Raw genomic sequence first — 24,948 nt, 5'->3', positions numbered from 1 at the left:
ATCTATTTATATAATCTATTAATCATTTTAAAAAATGAAGTATATTGTATAAAATATTTAATGACTAAAGGGTATGTAATGAACCAGTTTTACAGCAAATATATTATTATATATGGACTGTTACTAATATTACTTACTAAATGTTCATCGTACTCAATAAATAAAGGACAACAGTATAAAGATGGAAACATGAAGTCTTTTAAAACACTTGTCAATACATTAGATATAACAGATAAACTAATTAATAGAGAAGATTTTTTTATTCAAATACAAAAAATCCAGCATTCTGCTGCTATTATGTATCAAAATAACAAAGATACTTTTCAGGCAGTTGCGAACTGGATACAAGCAGGAGCTAATACACATAATTTTGCTAAATTTTGTTTAAATATTTACCAAATAAATGGTATAGATAATTTTGGTAATGTTAACTTAACAAGTTATTATACACCAATAATTCAGGGGCGTTACATACGTCAAGGAAGATTTCAATATCCATTATATCGTATGCCTATTAAGAATAAAGACTATGATTTACCAAATCGTGCTTCTATTTATTCTGGTGCATTAGAAAACCTTAATTTAGAAATTGCTTACACTAATTCTCTGATAGATAATTTTATTATGGAAGTACAAGGCAGTGGTTATGTAGATTACGGAGATGGCAAACCATTAACTTTATTTAGTTATTCTGGAAATAATAATTATACTTATCGTAGTATTGGAAAAATTTTGACTAATCGTGGTGATATAACACATGATAGAATTTCTATACAAGCTATTCGTGATTGGGCTAATAAACATACCATAAATGAAGTACGTAACTTATTAGAACAAAATCCTTCGTTTGTATTTTTTAAACCAGAAGCATATACACTAGTTAAAGGTGCAAGCGGTGTACCTTTAGTTGCTAAAACAGCTATTGCTTGTGATAGCTCTTTAATTCCAATTGGTTCTACGTTACTTGCAGAATTACCATTACTAAATTATTATGGTAAATTTACTGGTAAATATGAAATGCGATTAATGATAGCTATAGATGTAGGAGGAGCTATTAAAGGAGCACACTGTGATATTTATCAAGGTATTGGAACACAAGCAGGGCGCATAGCTGGTTTTTATAATCATTATGGTCGTCTTTGGTTGTTACAAGCATCACAAAATATATGTAATATTACTAATAATCTTATCAGTAGTAAATAAATATTTTATTAATTATAAAATATTGTTATTTTTTTAGCATTATAATAGGTATTTATTTTTATTTTTATTAAATCTTGTAATATAAGTATTTTTTAACTTTTATTAAGATAATAACATGTACTAAGAAAATGAAATCAATATTATTTCTTATAAAATAATTATCTTTATAATATCATATATAAATAAAGCTATATTATTACAGTATTAATATTATTGTATTTATATATTTAAAATAATACATCATACTTGATTATTAATCATAATTTTTATTAAAAATAAATATCAAGATAATTAAATTATTATCAATGTAATTTAAATAAATATCTAATAAAATAATAAATAATTATATAAAATATTATTAAGTATATATAATATTTATATTCTTAACTAATACGAATCATAATAAAACAGAAATTAAATAAAAATAGTAGAAATTATTATGACAATAAATAGATAATTAATAATTTGTAGCCGTGGCATATTCTAGTGATTTTAATGTAATATAATAAGAATATTAATGCTGTATTATTTAAGAATTGAAATAAATTTTAATAATTGTATTTTAGTGTATGTATTTATTGTTATATCTATATATTAACTATAAACAAAATAACTTATATTTTACTATCATTATTTACTATCAAATCAAATACATGAGAAAAATATATTAGAAATATTTAGAAACAAGAGCTAATATAATATATTATCTTTAATAAATTATATATAATTGCTTTAATAACCATATTAATTTATTTTTTTTAATAAAAATTTACTATAAAATTTTGCTTAAAATTTATTAGATTTAATAAATAAGACAATATATTATATATTTTATTAGTTTTTATTACATTTAATAACTATATTATTAAATAAATAATAAATTAATACTTGTGTTATTTAAAATAAGATATTGAATTTTTTTATTTCTTTTTAAGAATATTGAATATACTGCGAATATTATTAACATGATATTATAATAATAATTGTGATATATATTTATCAAATAAAGTATAAATTTTAAGATGTTATAAAATGATTATACATAATAATACAAGATTAATATGGTATAATACATAAATATTTAACATATTAATATTCTAGTTTTAAAAACTAGATAAAACTTAAACAATATCATATAAGATAAATATAATAATTGTTAATATAAATACAAAAGTATTATTATTTAATAAAATATACTTGATTATTAATTAAGATTAATATGCAAATAACATGATATACTTAAATATATATTTAAGTGTATAATTTTATTACATGAATAAAATAAATTATATTGTATATTAATTTATGTGAATTACTTAAAGTCAATGAAATTTATTTAATAAATATATATAATATACCTAACTATTTTTTATATAAAATATTAATTTGTTTTTAAAAAAATATATTATTTAGTACATTTTAAATTATATTGATATGAATAGCTGTACTTAACTTTAATTTTTATTATAGTATTTTAGATTTTTATATATTATAAATAATAAGTTAATAATATTTTATTTATAATAATATAATATTGTATGTAATTTCTTTTAATATGGATTATTATAACTCAATATACTTATTTAGGATAAAATAATATCATAAATAATTTGATATATCTATTTATAAATACAACATACGCAAACATTGTATTGATATACTTACCAAATATTTATTTATTACTAGGCTAAAATAATTTTATATTTATAAGTACAATAATTATTTTTTTATTAAAATACAGTGTATAAATTATAAATTTAATGTACTTAATAATATTAGAATATTACTAAATATTCTTAATATCATTTATAATATACATATATTATTGATATTTTTTAGTAATTGATTATATAATGACTTGTTAAATTACATTAAATAATGTTTTATAGAAAATAAATTATAGTCTTATTAAAAGATAGTAAATATATATTTATATTATATTTTCTTAAAAAATATTTTAAATATAGATAAAATATATAAAATCTAAAATAGATACAATAAATATTATTTAAATTAATAATACTATAAAATACGACTAATAATACGGTCAATACGCATACTACTAAGGCGTTTTATTAATTTTTTCACCTTAATAGGATAATTTTGAATAGTTTCTAATTCAATATAGTTTTGGATCATATAAGTATTTTTTCGAATATACTGCAATTCTTTTTGATGTTGATCATATAATTGATTCTTAGGATCATGTATCAAAATTGCATTTTCTAAATCGAGATTCCATGCTCGAGGGTTTAAGTTATTACCTGTAATCAATTGCCATTCATTATCAATCCATATACCTTTAATATGAAAAGTATGATGCGCATTTTGCCAAATACGAACTATTAACTGTCCATTATTTATGAAATTTTGCAGTCTATTTATAAATCGGCGTAAATTGATTTCATAAAAATATGGTAGAATACTGATCATTTTAAATGGTTTTTCTTCTGGAATATAAAAATCATTTGCTTTTTTATCACCTACAATAATTTCTATTTGCTTATGTTGACGTAATAATTTAATGATATTACTTATTAAAAGAGATGGCATATTAAAATATGGTGTACATAGTATCATTTTTACTTCTACACTACACATTAGATGATGAATTGTTTTATTAAGTATACTATGTTTACCTAAACCAACAAGAGGTGTTACTGCTAATTCATTATTACTAGCTAAAGATGCAACATCATAACTACAATAACGTAAATTATATCGAAGTTTACGTATTTTATGACGTATTTCTGCACTTTTAGGACGTTTATTATGATCTAAACGATGAGCTAGATTGTTAGTCAGTAATGTATTTTGAATATACATAGACATCGTATTTGCTAAATTACTATTATGAATAACATGATAGCGGTCGTAACGATACTCATCGTGACGATGTAAATAAGTATTATTCAAGCTAGCACCACTATACAGAACTATTTCATCAATAATAAAACCCTTAAAATGAAAAACACCAAATGCTTCACGAACATGTATTGGTACTCCATAAATAGGAACAGAAATATCAGAATATTGATCTGATATGGAGCAATACCAATCAGCATTAATATTGTTTGTGTGAGCACCAATAAGACCTCTTTGTGCACGATGCCAATCCACAAGAACATAAATTTCTAAATTTGGACGCTGTTTTTTTGCAAAATATAATGCATTTAGAATATCCTGTCCACCATCATCATTTTCTAGATATAAAGCAGTGATATAAATACGTCTAGAAGCATGTAAAATTGTTTTTATTAAAGTTGTGCGAAAATCGTTCGGAAAAAATAGCGTCTGTAAGTTTCTAGCTATTTGAGGAAGTTTAGGCAATTGCAAGAGATGTTGTTTATGCTTGATAGATTTAAATGTATACAACATCACAGTATGGTTACTTCTCTGAAAATGATGTAGCAAAAGTGCTACATATATTATAATTGAGACTATAATAATTTTATAAAAAATATTAAAAGTCTATTTTGTAAAATGATCTATTTTCTAAAAGAATGATAATTAGACAATTTAAGCAGATTAAAAAATAACTAGTAAATAATGAATATGTAATAAATCATTCTTTAAATTAAAGAAATATTTTTGATATATTAATACCATAAAAAATAATAATTTTTACTATTTTTATCTATAATAATGTATCTTTTGAAAAAATTTTATAAAAAATAAATAAATAAGATACTATTATGCATGTAATATTAATTATATATGTTAATTAATAGTAAATTAAATTAGAGATTTTTATCATTATTAATGTATTTATGATTATATATTATATGATACCATATAATATATAATGACTTTTTCTAAAGAGATATATAAACATATATTTTACTAGGAAAATAATTGATATAATATGATATACAACTTTTATCATTATATCATATAATGAATAAGTTATCTAAAAATTAATTTAAATATTATTGTAATTAATTAATATATAATAACTATACAATCAATTATCCCCTAAGTACTTACTTTCTTATCTTAATTTGTGTAATTATGTTATAATTAGCGTTTATATCTTAATATTTAATATATTATATTATATAATAATAAATAACTAAATACATTTTAAATTATAGTTTTCATAAAATGATTTACTAAAATTCTTGATGAAGAATAAATACTTAAAATCTTTTAATATTATATATAATTTTTATAAAGCAATAAATTTTACATAAGTATATTATTAATGATATAATAATATTATTAAGTTAAATAGATAGTTATAAGTATTTATATTTAAAATATAAATATTTAAAATATATTCAGATAATTACTGATATTATAATAAAATATAAAATTATATTATTCACTAAGCAAGAAAATAATTAATATACGTAATATACTTATTAAGTATTATATTGCTATATAATAACTATTTAAATATTTTTAATATAAATATAATTTTATGATAGTAATCAAAACTATTTAAATAGTTATTATTATAAATTATCTAAAATATTATGTATACAATAAAATTACTATTTTATATGATACTGATATATAATATATCAACTACTTATTATGTTTAGAAAAAATATATTTCATAATTTTATTAAAATTTAAGAAAATACTATAATATTATCATATAAAATAAATTATTAGTATATAAGAAATATTTTAATATCTATTTATTGTTTAATAAATTATTTATGTAATATACAACAATATAATAATATTCACATATATGTGAGTATTGTTTAATATTAAATAAAATAATAAATTTAATATTTATTAATAATATTAATTTTTATATTTTAATTTAGTTTTATAAAAGATCATTATAATATAAATATTTTATTCACTAATAATTTTTCATGTTTATCTTATAGTTAGCTATTATCAATAGCTGTATTATTTATAATATATTTTTAATTTTATATAAAAAATATAATATTTAATATATTAAAATACTCACTAGTTATATCTAAAAATATTTTCTTATATACAAGATACATTGACGAATATTAATATATAAATATTATTACACTTTAATGATGATAGATTACTAATATTAATATCATTATATTTAAGTTTATATTATATAAATTATAAATAACAAGATACTAGTAAAATAAAAATTAAATAAATAATTTATTTAATTTATAATTAGTGATACTATATCTTATTCTCTAAATAAGATTAATGATATATCTTAATACATTACTGCAAGATAGTTGTATTATGTTGTTAATAAAAAATTGATCATTATAATGAGTTAGTAATAAATTTATTTATATTATTAGAATATTAAACAACAATATTTAATTTTAATAACAAGAATTATGTAATAACATATTATTTTTAAGCACTGTTTTTTGTTCTTGTACTATTTCTTTAATACTATTTCTAGCTAAATTTAAAAGTTGTGACAATTGTGTATTATTAAATGGTTCTCCTTCTGCAGTTCCTTGAATTTCAATAATTCGTCCATCTTCAAACATTACTATATTCATATCAGTATCTGCAATAGAGTCTTCATTATATTCAAGATCACATATAGCCTCACCATTAATAATACCAACAGATATAGCAACAACCATACCTTTCATTGGATTGTTTTTTAGTTTACCAACTCTTACTAAATAATTTAGCGCATCAACCAATGCAACACAAGCACCATTAATAGATGCCGTACGAGTACCTCCATCTGCTTGAATGACATCACAATCCAAAATAATAGTAAAATTGTTCATTTTTTTTAAATTAACAGCAGCACGCAAAGAACGTGCAATTAATCGTTGAATTTCAATGGTACGACCATTCTGTTTACCTTTAATGGCTTCACGAGTCATACGTGCATGAGTTGAGCGAGGTAACATGCTATATTCTGCGGTAATCCAACCATGCCCATGACCTTTTAAAAATCTTGGTACTCCTTCCTCAACAGTAGCATTACATAGTATTTTTGTTTGACCTAATTCTACTAGTACTGATCCTTCAGCATATTGTGTGTAATTACGCGTTAATTTTAATGGTCGTATTTGTTGGGCAGTTCTTTTTGCTGGACGCATAAAATGATCTCCGATAATAAATTATATTTGTACAGATTATAAATGAACATTCATTTATAGTAATAATTATCCTATAACCAAAGATTATTCATTGCATAATTAGATACTACAAAACATTATATGAGTATTAATATAATACTTATATAATTTTTTTATAACTAATTTTTTTAACTAAAATTATATAATTCTATATAATATTAGTATTATTTATCTATTTTAAAATTTTATTAGTGCTTATAATATAATAAATATATTTTATTAAGTATATTATATTTAATATAGCAGTTAAAATAACTTAGATTTATTGAATTAATAAATGAGCCATATAATTGATTATTCAATAGCTAAACGTAATTTTTTCATTGCGTTTTTTTCAAGTTGACGTACACGCTCTGCAGATACTCCGTATTGTTCTGCTAGTTCTTGAAGAGTACTTTTACTATTTTCTTCTAACCAACGAGCATGTATTATATGTCGACTACGTTCATCTAAATTTTTTAAAGCTACATTAAGTTGATCAGTAGCATGATTATCCCAGTTATTACCTTCTATATCATTTGCAAAATCAGAAGATTTATCTCGTAAAAATAATACTGGTGCTAATGGTATATTATCTTCTTCTTCATTAGATATATCAAAAGACATATCCTGAGCAGACATACGAGATTCCATCTCTCTTACGTCCTGCTCAGATACTCCTAATTCACGAGCAACCAATGATACTTCATCTTGATTAAACCATCCTAGCCTTTGTTTTGTTTTACGTAGATTAAAGAATAATTTACGCTGTGCTTTAGTTGTTGCTACTTTTACGATACGCCAATTACGTAATACATATTCATGTATTTCTGCTTTAATCCAATGCACTGCAAATGATACTAAGCGCACTCCCATTTCTGGATTAAAACGACGTACTGCTTTCATTAAGCCAATATTACCTTCTTGAATAAGATCTGCTTGTGGTAAACCGTAACCGGCATAATTTCTGGCTACATGAACAACAAAGCGTAAATGAGATAAAATAAGTTGTTTTGCTGCATATATATCACTTTCATAGTGTAACCGATCACCCAGTTCTTTTTCTTCTTCTATTGTTAGTAAAGGATAGCTACTTACTGCGCGTAAATAAGCTTCCAAGCTACCTTGGGTAATAAAGGTTAAAGTATGAATTTCTTTGATCATTTCAATTCTCTTTATATTCTTTTAGAAAGATTGTAATAGTTGTACTAAAAATATTTTTTAAAAATTAGAACAAATATATTCTTAATATAGCATAATCTAAATTTTAATAAAAAATATTTATTATATCTATTAAATATATAAAATATATATGCTGTTACAATTATAATTAATTTTCTAAAAAAGATAGGAATTAGAACATAATACATGTATATCACATTAAATTAAAAGAATTCTTTTATGTGTATAATAGAATTAATAAAAATATAGTATATATTATATCACTATGTGATAAATAAGTTGTATTAATATTTATACATAAACAATCATTAATTATTAAAAATAAGTATTATTTAATATATTATTACTTAAAATATCAGTATTAGTTATTATATATAATTTACTCATTTAAATCACAATAAACTAATACATATAAAATATATTTTTCATACAACTAAAATAATATTTGTTGCAATTCATTAAATGTTTTTCTAAAAATTATATACTAAACATATAACTATAAATGCACTGAATATATCTTTAAATTAATCAAATAAATTAAGTTTAGCTGTATACATGAAAATACATTATTAATTTATTGCTTAGTATCTAATTTAAATATGTTGTACATGATATAAAATAAATATTTAATATATAATGAGTAATGTATATTTATTGTGTTAATATTATATGTGTATAATCTATCTACTAATAATTAATAAGTTATATAAATTTTATTTTGGAATATATAATTTTATGTTATTGTAATTATAATATTGTATAAATAAATATGTAGCATTTATTTATACAATAGAATTAATATTCTATATAACTTGTTAAATTTCATCACCTGTATATATGCAAATCTTTATACAAGTGATGAAATATTATGTTTGATCAATAATACTATAATAATAATTAATTTAACAATAAATTATAATTTTTTATTTTGTAATAACTAATAAGTATTATTAAAATAATGTTTCATATATTACAAATAAAATCTATGTATATGGAATTTTTTATTAAAAGTAATAATAATATTTAACTATTGAAATATCTAAAATTTATTCCTATACATTTTAGTAAAGTTATATCCGCTACAAACAATGATTATTTTGATAAAATATAATCAGTATATTTTGCTTATAACATATATCATTACTTATTTACTAATAAGTAATAATTTATTTTATATAACGATAGTACATAATAATGATTACATATTAATACTTCATAAATAAAAAATAAATTTAATTTTTATGTACTTATTTAGTATTATATAATTTTATTGAATATCAAATAAAAAATATTTTATTTTTAATAAAAAACTATTAAATTAAAATAAATATTACTATTTAAAATAATAAATGTTCTATTTGTATGATTTTTATTTAAATATATCTATAATTAATAATTTTAATAACTAGTTATATTTTTTATAAAAAAATATATATATCTTGTTAAAAGATAAGCAGAATTATTATTCATTAAAAGAATATTGACATATTACTTATATATTTAGTATTATTATTAATCTTTACAGAAAAATAATTCTTCAATAAAATTATTAGCTTCAAATGGCTTCAAATCTTTTATTCCTTCGCCAAATCCAATATAACGTATTGGAATTCCAAATTGATCTGCAACAGAAAAAATAATTCCTCCTTTTGCAGTACCGTCGATTTTAGTTAACGTAATACCAGTCAGACCAATTGCTTGATTAAACAATTTAGTTTGATTAATAGCATTTTGTCCAGTATTTGCATCTAGAGTTAGCATAATTTCATGTGGTGCATCTTTATCTATTTTTTTTATGACACGTACTATTTTATTTAACTCTTCCATTAAATGTATTTTATTATGTAAACGCCCAGAGGTATCGGCCAATAAAACATCAATTTTTCTAGCTTTAGCTGCTTGCATAGCATCAAAAATAACAGCAGCACAATCAGCTCCAGTAGATTGTGCAATTACTGGAATATGATTTAATTTCCCCCATATTTGTAGTTGTTCTATTGCTGCTGCACGGAAAGTATCACCTGCAGCTAACATAACAGATTTACCTTGAGATTGAAAATGATAAGCTAATTTACCAATATTAGTAGTTTTTCCTACTCCATTAACGCCAACCATTAAAATAACAAATGGTGAATAATAACTTAGATCTAATGATTGATTAACAGTAGTTAAAATATTACTCATGTTTTCTTTTAACTTACTATATAATAATTCAGCACTTGTTAAATCTTGATGACTAGCATGTTCTGTTAAGGATAAAAGTATTTTATTAGTTGTTTTTATGCCTACATCTGCAATTAATAATTGTTCTTCTAATGATTTAAATAAATTATCATCTATTTTTTTACCCTGTAAGAATTTTAAAAATCCATAACCGATATTTTTTTTGCTTTTTAAAAATTTACTTTTAAAATAGGCAAAAAAATTTTTTTTATTTGTATAATTTTCTTTGTCTTGCATTGTAGATTGTATATCTATTTTTTTCATATATTATTTTATTTCATGATTATTACTTTTTAATACGGATCTCACTTAACAAGTATTATTGCTTCTATATAATTAATGCTCTATATATAATTTTTATTTATTATAGATGAATTTTTCTTATATCAATATAATAAAAATATTATTTTAAGCTATTTTCTTAAGTAAGATTATTATAGTAAGACTAATTGATAACTAATTGTTAGTTTAACATATAAATATAATCTTTTAAGCAGAAAGATAAAAATAAAATATCATATTAAATATTAACTTTTATATTATTAATCAAACATGTAAAATATCAGTACTTTTTTAAGTCATACTAAATATTTTTTTAATTAACATTTGATATGTTATATAAAATTATAAAAATATACATAAATTTTATATGAAATAATTTTAAATATATTAATAATTATTTTATCTATTATGTTTTTAATAAAGATTAAATGATACTAATTGTTTGTATTAAAATAATAAAAATTTTTTATGATTTTATTAATATTATCATATATTTAATTATACTTGTATATATTATCTAATAAAATTTGTTATATTTTTTACATTTTTTAACTATTCTTATATGAATAAATACTAATTATAAAAAGGTAATATTTTATACTATCATGTGATTATTTATATTTACATATTCATATTATATAAAATAAATATATACTATTAACTATTTATTAGCACTAAAAATATAATTCATACCAAGTTTAAGGTAGCTATATAAAATATAAAGTTATTTAATAAGCAAATAATACTTGATATTATTAATAATATAATAAAAAATTTTTATGGATTTATTATATTAATAACGATATATGATGATGATCAAAATATATTTTTTTAAAAATTAATCAGTTACAATAAAATAATCTTCTAATATTATTTATAAGATTACTACTTTAGTTCATTTGATTTTTTAAATAAATCATATTAATAATTATTAATTACTTTTTAAGTTGGTAATCTTTTACTAACTCATACATAATTGCTATGTTAAAAAATATAAATAATATTTTTTTATATTATAAATCATACAATATTATTTATTAATAATGCTAATATTAAGTAATTTTATTATAGAGCAAATATCTTACTATATGTTACTATTATATAGTCTTTTAGACTATTCATGTATTATATAAACAATCATGATATATTTATTACTATTACACAATCATATAAAATAATATCATATTTTAAAAAATATAATTTTTGTTATAATTTAAATTAACTTAATATTTAGTAAATAATATTGAAAAATTATTATTAATATTAATTTTTTTAAAAAAATATTATTATTTTTTGATAGAAAAAATTTTTTTATATGTTGAATATGATTTAACATATTGTATTTTTATAAATTATTTAAATTTAAAAAATAAATATTAAAAATAATTGATATATTTATATAAGATATTTACTATATTAATAGTAAATCATTATAACTATTATTACTGAATAATTGGAGATATTTTTTATCCAAAATAGTAATATTGAATTTACAAGAATATTTTAAATTATTAATAAATAATTAAACCATAAATAATTATAGAAGCTACAGTTTTACACTGTTTAAAATATAAACTATATAACATTGATTATAATAAATTGTTTTATTTTTAATGAATAATTAAATCTATAAATAATATAATTTTATGGAAAAGTTAAATAATATATTTTTATAAAAATTGTTATAATGATTAAATCATTTATTGCAATAAACTTAATATTATTAAAATAATTTAAATTTTTAATGATTAAAATAAGTTTATTATATAGTATATATTTAATTATTAAATTTATCTTTTTAATTAAAATCTATATTATATATATTAACATAGTTAAGTATAATCTTTATAAAAATTTTAATACATATTATTTAAATAAATAATTTTTATTATATAAAACAACAATTTTTAATAAAATTAAATATTCTCAATAATAAATTTTATTATTTTCTATAATATATATAATTATTTTATCTTAATATATTGTAATAGAGACTATTGATATAATTATTATTATAATCAATTACATTAATAAACCTAAATGATTTAATTTATTTATAATCCATAAATTAATTTTACTAATGTAGCAATACAATATCATATAATTATTACTAACATTGAATCATAAAGAGATATATTATTATTATTATTTTAATAATAGTGAACAATAATAAATATTATGTACATATTTTTATGTTATGTCTTCAATAATATACTATAAGATATTTTTTAAAATAAATATATTATTACTTTAATAAAATTAATATGTACAGTTATACTGTTTTATATTAAAATTAATATTGTATAATATATAATATACGTTTTATATGTTAACATATAATTTTAATTTTATTTTGACATTAAAATTTTATCTTTTATATTAAATATATATAATTACTAAAAAGATATAATAAGCAAATAATAAATTATTAAGAGCTATGATTAGTTTATATAATATAGCTCTTAATAAATTTATAGTTAAACTTTTATAAAAATTGTAATAATTTAAAATAATATTATATTATCTTAAATACAATAATACTTTTAAATATTATCTAATGACTTTAAATATCACTACTTTATTTTAGTTCTAAAGAACAAAACTGGTAATACGACTAAAGCCATAACATAAAAAATATTACCCTGATATTTTTGAAATAAAAAACCAGACACGATAGTCATAATAGCTACACTTCCACCCATGCCAAGTGCAGAATAAATTGCTTGTAAGCGGATAACATCTCCACCTTGTCGGGCTGCAATAAAACGCATAGCTGCAATATGACAAATAGTAAACGAACCAGCATGTAATATCTGCATACAAATTAATCCAAGTAATGTGGTTGTAGTACCCATTAAAGTCCAGCGAATAACAGCACAAATACATGATATCAGTAATAAACGAGATACTGATAAATTGCAAAATAAGCGCTTACTAAGCGCAAAAATAATAACTTCAGCTACAACACCTAATGCCCATAAATAACCTACTACTGATGCAGAATATCCTGCTGCTTGCCAATAAATCGTGCTAAAACCATAATAACCAGCATGTGCGCCTTGCTGCAAAGAAGTACATAATAAAAAACGCCATACCGAAGATTCTGTTAATAAAATTTTCCATTTTGTAGTATGTGGTACATTGTTTTCTTGTAGTGAATCTTTAGGCATATGTTGAGGACGTAATAACATACCAAGCAACATCATTGCTAATGAAGCCCATAAAAAATACATAATAGCTTGATGATTAAAAATATTTACTATTTTGCCAGTAACTGCCGATCCAAGAATAAAAGCCATTGATCCCCATAAACGAACTTTTCCGTAATCTAAGCCAATCTGATGTTGCCAAGTAGCTGCTAATGCATCAGTTAATGGGATTAAAGGTCCATAAAATAAACTAAATCCAGATATTATTAATAACAACCACAACCAGATACTACAAAATGAAAATGTTATAGAAAAAATTAAAGTAAATAAAGCTAGAATACGAATAGCGATAATTAATTGAGAATTTTTTTTAACAATTGGTGCCATAAATAGACTACCTATAAAACGAGATATCATTCCTGCGCCTAATAATATACCAATTTTTTCTGAAGAAATGTGTTCTCCTTGTAGCCATACACTCCAGAAAGGAAGAAATATACCAAAAGAGAAAAAATAGGTAAAATAACTCAATCCTAACCAATTTGCAGATGGTAACATTTTTTCTCCTTATACGTATGAAATAATGTATTTAATAAAAATATTTTTATATTGATAATAATTATTACTTACTAGTAATAAGACTTAATTATTTATTTTATTACTTATATGCTATTTTATAAATTTATAATATATGTGTTGTTTGTCCTTAATAATGATTGATCAAATTTATAAAGCATAAAATATAATCATTATTACACAGATTTTTAATAGAAATGTATATGTAATATTATATATATACATATATAATTAATACATATAATATATATAATAAATACTAACTTATTAAAGTTATTGTATAATATTATTTTTTAGTCAAAAATATGAGCTTTATAAGTTTATATATCAATATATTATATGCGGGATTTTATAAATTAATATATTAATATATTAATCATTAAGTTACAACAATAATATCTCTGTATTATCAATATTGTATATTATTTTTTATAAATACTTTGCTATCTTACTAAGTAAGATACAGTAAAACAAATCAATAAAATATACTATATATTAATAAATAATATTAATAATTTGAATAATCTTATAGTTAATGTTTTAACAATAGTAAGTATATAATATTTTTTATTTATTTAATAATATTAAGTATTCAGAATATTTAATAAAATAAAAAAATAACTTAATGTATTTATATATATTCAAAATACTTTTAATAAATAAGATTAATACAAAAAATAATGATTATTGTTTATACTTATCTAAACAAGACAAATAAGAAATATTATATACATAAAAATAAAATCATTATATTAATAATCTTATTAAAAATAACATTGATTAATTAATAATTATTAATTTTATAACAAAATAAAATAATATTGTTTAATATTTAAATTATTATATTCTATAAAATTAATCTACATGATATATTATATATTTATTCTTACTATTAAATTAATATAATAAATATTTTATGTAAGTCTGTGTGAGTATAGAATATAATTTTTTTAATTATGTATATCTTAAATAAAAAATATTTTTCAACAAGACATGATATAATAATTAATTCTACATAAAAATATTAGGATACAATTTTTTATTTAGTTATATATCATAATGTTATTATGATTACTTATATAGTAATGTAACGTGTTATATTGTTTCATACAAAGTAATACATTATATAATAATGTTCTTAATTTTAATTTTTAAACTATTAAATATAAAATAATTAAAATTTAAAGTACTAATATTAATTTAGTACTTATTTATTGTTGATTGATAGACTTTATTAAAAAATAGACATAAAAATTTATTTTAATACATTAATATTATAGGTATTTCTTGTAAAAGATGTTATATATAAATTTTTATAGGTTTTTCTTTAATAAGTACTAAAAATATTAAATTAATATTTTTATATATAACTAACAAATTAATTTTTTAATATTTATTATATATGATAAGATATATCTTATTGTTTTCTAAATGATAAAATAATTAAATTATTTTTTAATAAATAAGATGTTATTTTTTAAAAAAATGATTATAAATATTACATAAATAATTACTTATCAAGATTATCTTGCTACGCAAAAAACCTATTTTTTAAAAAAATTAGCCATGACGATCCAGTAAACAAGATAAAACTTATAAACCATATACCTAATAAAAAAAAGATACTACCAATAATATTATTAGCACCAAATGTAGTAAGTAAATAATAACTTAATAACCCCCCAACTATGCCCCCTAAAGGAAAATAATCCAGGTTACTTGTTGTTATTAACGTAATTAAACCACAGGAAGATAATATGAATAAAAACATACTAATTATTTTAATTGATATAGCATAATAATTGATATAACTACTATTATTATACTTATACTTGGAAAAATAACATAAAATAAATATGCAGGGTGGAATACAATATCCTATAAGCCCAAAAATACAAAAAACAGTATCAGATAACCATGATCCTAATAGTCCACCTATATTATTAATAAATGTTTTATCAGATATTTGCAGCCAACTAGGATCAGAAGGATTAAAACTTAGTAATGCAATCATAAAATATATAGAAAATAATGCTCCTATAATTTGCAATATTTGATATATTAAATGTTGATTATTATTTTTTTTAAAAATACTCTTTTTATTATCTACATATTTTTGGTGCAATGTAATAATCCTTTTATTTTATATAATATTTTAATTTCTTTAATAAGAATTATTATAAATTTAAAATTTATTAAAAATAATATAGCGCATAAAATAACTAACTATTCAATAGTTAATATTTTTATAATAAATAAACATTTTAATATACACAATATTAGTAAACTTGTATTAATGTTATACTTATAATAATGTCTTTTATTATTAAATTATTTTTGTGTGATAAAATATTTAAAAACATACTATATATCTATATAGTATGTTATTTATCAATTAAATAATAGATACATTGAGATTATTAATTATATTTTATTAAAAATAATCAAAGTACATAATAATTATGTTATTTAATATTTAACAATAAGTAATTATTTTTTTTAAAAAATTAATATTTAAATTATTGCAATAGCATTACTTATACATATGCTAATAATACCTAAAAATTAAGATCATTTATAAATTTTCATTCAATATATTTAAAATAGTGAATATACAAGCATGAACTTTATAAGATTAGTGTTTAAATATATGAATTTCTTTGTTATTTATGGAAAGATACAGAAATTTTGAGTAGTAATATATCATCTAAAAATCTTTATATGTTTACATATAATTTGTTTATATTGTTTTTTAACTATTTTAAAAAACAGTTTTATTAAATACTGTTTTATACACAAAGTGTATTAATACTATTAAATTAATAAACATTACGATAAATCTATATAAAATATATTTAATATATAAATTATATTTTATTGATTTATTTATAATAATAAGATTATATCATGATTTTAATAATAAAAAACTACGTATTGAATATTTTAAATATAAAAATGTATTTTGAAATATTTTAAAAACATATTATTATCTTAATAAACTGTATTTATTAAAATTACTTTTTATGTTTGTTTGTATTGTATCTATTTTAATAATTATTATGACATAATAAATAAGATTTTTTATTTATTCAAAACATAAAAAAATATATATAATATACTATAAATATATGAATATAAATATTCTTTAAAGCATTTATCCTGCTAAAATAATTATATTAATTAAAATAAGATATATATAAACAAAATATAAACATATTATTTAATAATTAAAAATATAGTAATATTCAAATAACTCAGAAAAATTATTTCATGTAAAATTATTATTTAAGTTATATATAGATCAAAAAAATAATACAATCTTTTTTTATAGATAAAATATAAATATAAAATTAATTTTTTGATAACTTAAATATTTAATATTATCAGTTATATTTACATATAATACTATATATATTATTAAAGAATTAATATAGATAAACTTTATTAAGTGTTGTATAAAAGATATACGAGGAATTTATGATAACAGTTCAACATACTAAAATTATTATTTTAGGTTCAGGTCCTGCTGGATATACAGCTGCTATTTATTCAGCACGAGCTAATCTAAATCCATTATTAATTACCGGCGTTGAGAAAGGAGGTCAATTAATGAAAACTACTGAAGTAGAAAATTGGCCTGGTGATCCACAAGGACTAACAGGACCTATCTTAATGAAGCGTATGTACATACATGCAAAAAAATTTAATACTAATATAATTTTAGATAATATTGAACAAGTTAATCTACAAATTAGACCTTTTTATTTATTAGGAGAATCACGAGAATACAGTTGTGATGCATTAATTATAGCAACTGGTGCAACTGCCAAGTATCTTGGACTACCTTCTGAGGAAAAATTTAAAGGTTATGGTGTTTCTACATGTGCTACTTGTGATGGTTTTTTTTATCGTCATCAAGCAGTAGCTGTCATTGGAGGTGGTAATACTGCTATTGAAGAGGCATTATATTTATCTAATTTAGCATCTACAGTACATTTAATACATAGAAGTGATATTTTTCGCGCTGAAAAAATTCTTTTAAAACGCATGATGGATAAAGTGATAAATAGTAATATTGTGCTACATACTAACCGTATATTAGATGAAGTATTAGGTAATACTATAGGGGTTAATGGTCTACGTTTAAAGGCAACTAATAGTGATAAAATAGAAACAATCAGCGTTAATGGTGTATTTATAGCTATTGGACATAAACCTAATACGGCTATTTTTGAAAAACAATTGCATCTTAAAAATGGATATATTACAGTAAATCATGGTTGTAAAGGTAATACCACTCAAACAAATATTCCCGGTGTATTTGCTGCAGGGGATGTTATGGACAGCGTATATCGTCAGGCAATAACTTCAGCAAGTACTGGTTGCATGGCAGCATTAGATGCACAACGATATTTAGAAGAACATGTTAAGTAATATTAATAATATTATTTTAATTATTGTATCTCATATAATACATAATTAATTATATAATAATGTTTTATATATTATTAAAAATAAATAATCTACTACTTATTAAAGTATCTAAAATATATTAGATGATAATAAAATAATTTTTATTATTTTAAAATACAACTATACTTAGTTTACAAAAAATTTTTATAATTATATCTGAATATATTATTATATAATAATATATTTTATATACTATATATATTTAATATGGATATTATTAAAATAATAAAAATAAATATTAGGTAATATTATTGTTTATATTAAAATGCGTGATACAGAGTATTTTGTATATAACAATAGAAATTAATTCATTGCAGAATAAAAATATTTAACGTTATTATGTAGTGATAAAATGATAAGATTTTATACGCATATTAAATATGTATTTTATGCACTTTACTTCATAAAGATATGTATAAAATTATGTTATAATTTTTATAAGTATATTAAATATTTTTAAGTTTATATATATTTTTAATAATTAATCATTTACCAACCAAGTAGTAAACATAACTGTATTTATATAATATTATTATTTATTTATAATTTATGATGAAATAAAGTATTAAAATGATTTTAAATTTAGTTATAAAGATTCTTAGATATTTATATTATATCCAGTATTCTATAAAATAGAATATATTTTTCTTGAAAAATAAATAACCTAATTATTATATGAATAATATTAAAACATAAATTTTGAGAAAAGTATTTAATATAAATTCTAAATTAAACATTTATTTTAGAGAAATTATAAAATTTATATTAAATAATATTTAGATTATTTTAAATAAATTAGTCTATAGTAGTTATAATATAAATATTATTTTGTGCATATAGCAATTTTATAGTTATTAAAAAACAAATACTTAAAAATCATTATAACTATAAAATAAATTATTACCCCTTAATGGGGAGTAATAATCATTAGATAACGACATTTTATAATATTCTTATGTAATAATATTACTAAATCTAACTTTTATAATAAAACATATTATGTTATGTTATTTCTTTTATTAGAAGACTTAAGATCTACTTTATAATACTGTAAATCAGTAATCATACATTCGGTAGTAATCATCAAATTAGCAATAAATACAGCATACTGTAATGAAGAACGAGTTACTTTAGTAGGATCTAAAATACTCATTGATATCATATCGCCATACTTTTTAGTATACTCATTATAACCATAGTTTTTTACTGTGTTTAATGTTATTAGCTATAATCGAAGCTTCTTTACTAGAATTCATAACAATTTGACGTAATGGTGCTTCCATAATACGTAATACAACTTTAATATCCATATTTTGGTCTTCGTTAGAACCTTGAAGCATAGATATTGCTTGAGCAACACGAATTAAAGCTACGCGCCACAAGGAACTACACTTTTTTCCACTGCTGCATGTTTTGCGTTTAAAGCATCTTGAACGCGTACTTTTTCTCTTTCATCTGAACTTTGGTGGCAACACCTACTTTAATAACTGCAACACCACTAGATAATTTAGCTATATGCTCTTGAAATTTTTTACAATCATAATCAGAAGCAGTATCTTTAATTTATTGACGAATTTAATAAATACGTCTTTGGAAATCACATGTATTACCCATACCATCAATAATTATTGTAGTATCTTGACTTATAATAATACGCTTAGCTTTCCCAAAATTATCTAAAGTTACTTTGTTAACTCTAATTCCATTTCTTGAGAAATAACAATACCTCTAGTTAAGGTAGTAATATCTTGTAACATATATTTAGAACTATTGCTAACATCAGGTGCTTTCACTATAGCTACTTTAACAATAGAACGCATTGTATGTACTACAAGTGTTACTAGAGCTTCTTCAAGATCTTTTGCTATAATTAATAAAGATTAGTTGGATTTAGTAATAATTTCTAAAATTGGAAGTAATTGACGGATATTTGATATTTTTTTATCAGTTAATAAAATACAAGGATTGTTAAGTTTAATAAAACCAGCATTTGGTTGGTTTATAAAAAATGGAGACAGGTAACCACAATCAAATTGCATACCTTCTACTACATCTAAAGATGTTTTGCAATCTATTAGCTTTGTTCAACAATAAGGATTTTTTCTTTACCTACTTTTTCTATTGCTTGAGCAATTAACTTACCCACTATTTCTTCTGAATTAGCAGAAATACTACCTACTTGAATAATGGTTTTGTAATCTAAACAAGGTATATATAGATAATTTTTAGTTTTTTAACTGCAGTAATTACCGCTTTATCAATACCACGTTTGAGATTCATGAGATTCATACCAGCTACACAACCGCTTTGAATCCTTTATTCACTATAGCTTAAGCTAAAATAGTTGCAGTAGTAATTCCATCACCTACAGCATCGTTAACTTTTGATGCACCTCTGTAATGATTTGAGAGCCCATGTTTTTAAATTTATTTTTTTAATACTATTTCATGAGCAACAGTAATACCATCTTTTATTATAATCGGAGATCCAAAGGATTTATCTAAAATAACATTACGTCTTTTAAGTCCTAATGTTATTTTTACTATATTTGCTAAAATATTAACATCACGTAACATGTTCACACGTACAGAATTACTAAATTTTATATTTTTAGCTGTTATTTTGTTTTCCTTTAAACGTATTTAGTAAATACTAACATACATCTAGTAAAAAATAAACTTTCTTAAGTATCTAGTATAGCTAATATATCGCTTTCTAATATGATTAACAATTCTTCATTATCAATATTTTCTATTTTTATACTATAACTATTGTTAAAAATAACTATATTACCTGCCTGCACTTCTAATGGTTTGACTTGACTATTTTCTAAAATACGACCTTTACCTACTGCAATAATTAATCCACGAGTAGATTTATTTGCTGCAGCACGAGTTAATACTATACCACTAGTAGATTTCGTGTCTACATCTTGACGTTTGATTACAACATGATCATGTAATAGACGAATATTACTTTTAATTTCTCCTGTAATATAAATATTAATTAATATAATTACGTATCGTATTAAAAATATTTTTTTAATACTGAATATTTAATAAATTAGGTACAATTTATGATTCCTGCAAGAGTATAACCAACAAAAAATAGAGTCTATGTATAGACATTGAAATAATAAAATATATAATTAATATTTTATTGATTTTTGTATTATTTTAATGATTTTATAAATTCATTTTTTATAAAAATCATGATTTTACTTATCTAATACTAATAAAATAATTTAAGATATATATTTCATAAGATTATTGTTAGATAGTAATAATAAAAATATTATTCTATAATATATGATGTTAAAATATATATTTTAAATATTTTTTGAATTTTAGTAAAATAAAAATATTTTTATATATTCTATGTATTTATTATTATGTATTTTTTAAGATATCAAGTATTATTTAATATAATTTTATATATTATATAATATTATTTTTTAATTTTACATATCTTAAAAAATTATCAATATAGAATTAATAAATTATTTATTTACTAAAATTAATATTAATAAAAATTATATTTAGTTATGTTATAAGATATGTAGAATATTCTGCAGAAATTATCATTCTATAATGAAATATATTAATATTACATATATATAATATTATTAAGTTATTTAATTTAATTTAAAGTTTAATTATCTAAAAATAATTTTATTAAAATAGGTATGACTCAATAGTAATGTATCAAAAATTTATTAAAAAATATAATATTTTTTAATATTATTACAGTAATAATAATTTTTCCAAAAAAATATAAGATTATTTTTTTTGAAAAATTTATTTTAATAATAAATATTATGATAAATTTAAAGTATTTATTGATATAATAATTTTTTTAATAAAAATTATATTTAATTTAATTAATATATTGAATAATAACAAATATCTTTATAAGAATATTATTAAATGCCTTTTTAAAGAATTAATGAAGTTAAGCTTTCTATAATTATAATTCATAATATATTTTTATAAAAAATATCACTATACTAATAATGATATTTTATATCTTTGATATATTCTATATATCTTGCATTATTATACATAAATTATTTCACAATAAGTATTATTAGTATTTTATATAAAATCAATTTTAACGTTATTATTATACTTAAAATAAAAACAAAAAAATCATTTATAATACTTACTGGAAGGTATATTAGCAATGCAACATAGACTTGAAGTCATGATTTCTGCACAAATACTGCATCAACGCATTGCTGATCTTGGACGTACAATTTCAGCGGATTATTGTCATAGTGATGATAAAATGATTTTAATTGGTTTGCTACGTGGTTCCTTTATTTTTATAGCTGATATCTGTCGTCAAATTTACTTACCTCATGAAGTAGATTTTTTGACTGTTTCTAGTTATGGTAATCATATGCGTAGTACACGAGATATAAAAATATTAAAAGATTTGGAGCAAGATATTTATGGTAAGAATGTCATTCTCATAGAAGATATTGTTGATTCAGGTCATACTTTGAGCAAAGTGTATAAACTATTAAGTATGCGAGGACCTAGATCTTTAGCAATTTGCACATTACTAGATAAGCCAAGTTGTCGAGAAGTTAATGTTTCTATTAAATATGTTGGTTTTGTTATTTCGAATGAATTTGTTGTTGGCTTTGGTATTGACTACGCTCAACATTATCGTCATTTACCTTATATTGGTAAACTTGTAATAAAATGAATCACATAATATCTGTATTACAAATATTTTATATAAAAAAGAAATATGATATATCTACTGTATTTAAAATAATTATTTTTATTGATATACATCTAGTTATTCTAGAATAGAATTCATGTTATATGTAGCATTTTATTTTTAATAATTACAGTGAAATGTGTTCAAAGTAATGCATAACAAAAGCAACATTAATTATATATAATAAATATTAGGTAATTTTAGTTTACCTTGATTTAAGGATAAAATATATTATATATTTTTATGTGATATAAACTTTATATTTTCTAATAATTTTACTTTAAAAAATATTTTTTATAACTAAAATTTAGTTATTGAAAATACATTTAATTAAATATAATAAAATAAAATGATTTCTCATCATAACATAATATTTTAAATTAATTATATTTTATTTTTTCTAAAATACCGATATACATTATTAGATATAATATATGTTATATAAATTTTACCTATATACAAGAATTCGTAATATATTAAATATATTATTTTTTTAAAAAATATTTGTAGAAGTAATCTAAATAGATATATATAAAAATTTTTATATAGTATATTATTTAATATATTATTAATATTCAAGTATGTTTATCGTAGTTATAGTTAATATTTTAATTTATGTAATATAACTAAGATAAAAATATATACTTAATATATTACAATATAATTTATATATTATCAGCAATGATGTATAATCATTATTTATGATAATATATATTATTAAATATATAATAGAAATATATATATCATTATATGGTTTGTATTCTATAGTAGTAAAATATTTATTTATTCTTATAATTAGTACTTATTAAATTCATCCTAAATTTATTTTACTATTTTGTATAAAAACTATAATAGTTATCAAATAACTTACATATTAAAAATAAAATTTATATTTTACATTGAAATACACAATATTTTATTTATTTCAGCTAATTAACATTCTAAACATTATATTTAAAAGTATCAGTTAATGAATATAAAGATACTAAAAAAATAATATTATACAAAATAATCCTCTAACTTTTTATTAAATAATTTTTAGATAAAATTTTTATATTTATTGAGATAATATTTTAATTAAT

The 24,948-nt window shown here is 19.5% G+C and carries 9 protein-coding genes and 2 pseudogenes; 3 read left to right on the top strand and 8 right to left on the bottom strand.

The features are described 5' to 3' along the window. Positions 1-78 precede the first annotated feature (78 nt). Entirely contained in the window at positions 79-1,203 is a 1,125-nt protein-coding gene (gene mltA, locus GII40_RS00090; protein ID WP_226813388.1) for a murein transglycosylase A, read from the top strand. 2,022 nt (positions 1,204-3,225) lie between these two features. On the opposite strand, the gene pssA is transcribed toward mltA, so the two are convergent. The 6 genes and pseudogenes from pssA to GII40_RS00060 all read right to left on the bottom strand — a co-directional run bounded on the left by pssA (position 3,226) and on the right by GII40_RS00060 (position 16,787). Next, positions 3,226-4,581: a CDP-diacylglycerol--serine O-phosphatidyltransferase gene (gene pssA / locus GII40_RS00085; protein ID WP_226813387.1), complete on the bottom strand. Its 1,356-nt coding sequence runs from the start codon at positions 4,579-4,581 to the stop codon at positions 3,226-3,228. 1,907 nt (positions 4,582-6,488) lie between these two features. Next, the gene (gene rph / locus GII40_RS00080) at positions 6,489-7,232 is read right to left on the bottom strand and encodes a ribonuclease PH (protein ID WP_226813386.1); all 744 of its coding nucleotides are present in this window, start codon (positions 7,230-7,232) and stop codon (positions 6,489-6,491) included. Between the two features lie 333 nt (positions 7,233-7,565). After that, positions 7,566-8,414, bottom strand: coding sequence for an RNA polymerase sigma factor RpoH (gene rpoH / locus GII40_RS00075; RefSeq protein ID WP_226813385.1), 849 nt, complete (start codon positions 8,412-8,414; stop codon positions 7,566-7,568). 1,530 nt (positions 8,415-9,944) lie between these two features. Continuing rightward, positions 9,945-10,865, bottom strand: a pseudogene (gene ftsY / locus GII40_RS00070) (signal recognition particle-docking protein FtsY); the annotation flags it as partial. Between the two features lie 2,645 nt (positions 10,866-13,510). Beyond that, entirely contained in the window at positions 13,511-14,644 is a 1,134-nt protein-coding gene (locus tag GII40_RS00065; RefSeq protein WP_226813384.1) for a 3-phenylpropionate MFS transporter, read from the bottom strand. Between the two features lie 1,549 nt (positions 14,645-16,193). Continuing rightward, positions 16,194-16,787 carry a DNA translocase FtsK 4TM domain-containing protein gene (locus GII40_RS00060; RefSeq protein WP_226813383.1) on the bottom strand — a complete coding sequence of 198 codons (594 nt, stop codon included), beginning with the start codon at positions 16,785-16,787 and terminating at the stop codon, positions 16,194-16,196. Between the two features lie 1,352 nt (positions 16,788-18,139). Here GII40_RS00060 and trxB point away from each other — a divergent pair. Continuing rightward, the gene (trxB, locus tag GII40_RS00055) at positions 18,140-19,096 is read left to right on the top strand and encodes a thioredoxin-disulfide reductase (RefSeq protein ID WP_226813382.1); all 957 of its coding nucleotides are present in this window, start codon (positions 18,140-18,142) and stop codon (positions 19,094-19,096) included. A 1,036-nt stretch (positions 19,097-20,132) separates the two neighbouring features. Here trxB and groL read toward each other — a convergent pair. Both groL and GII40_RS00045 read right to left on the bottom strand, forming a co-directional pair. Further along, a pseudogene (groL, locus tag GII40_RS00050) lies at positions 20,133-21,756 on the bottom strand (chaperonin GroEL). Positions 21,757-21,818: 62 nt separating this feature from the next. Then, positions 21,819-22,118: a co-chaperone GroES gene (locus GII40_RS00045; RefSeq protein WP_226813650.1), complete on the bottom strand. Its 300-nt coding sequence runs from the start codon at positions 22,116-22,118 to the stop codon at positions 21,819-21,821. Positions 22,119-23,317: 1,199 nt separating this feature from the next. On the opposite strand from GII40_RS00045, the gene hpt reads away from it, so the two are divergent. After that, a complete protein-coding gene (gene hpt / locus GII40_RS00040; RefSeq protein ID WP_226813381.1) occupies positions 23,318-23,848 on the top strand; it encodes a hypoxanthine phosphoribosyltransferase in 531 nt (176 codons plus the stop codon). The last annotated feature ends 1,100 nt before the right edge of the window (positions 23,849-24,948 follow it).

Source organism: Candidatus Profftia lariciata (assembly GCF_020541265.1).
Classification (GTDB): Bacteria; Pseudomonadota; Gammaproteobacteria; order Enterobacterales; family Enterobacteriaceae; genus Profftia; species Profftia lariciata.
Note: the sequence above shows the minus strand (reverse complement) of the source record. Positions and strands in the feature narration are given on the sequence as shown.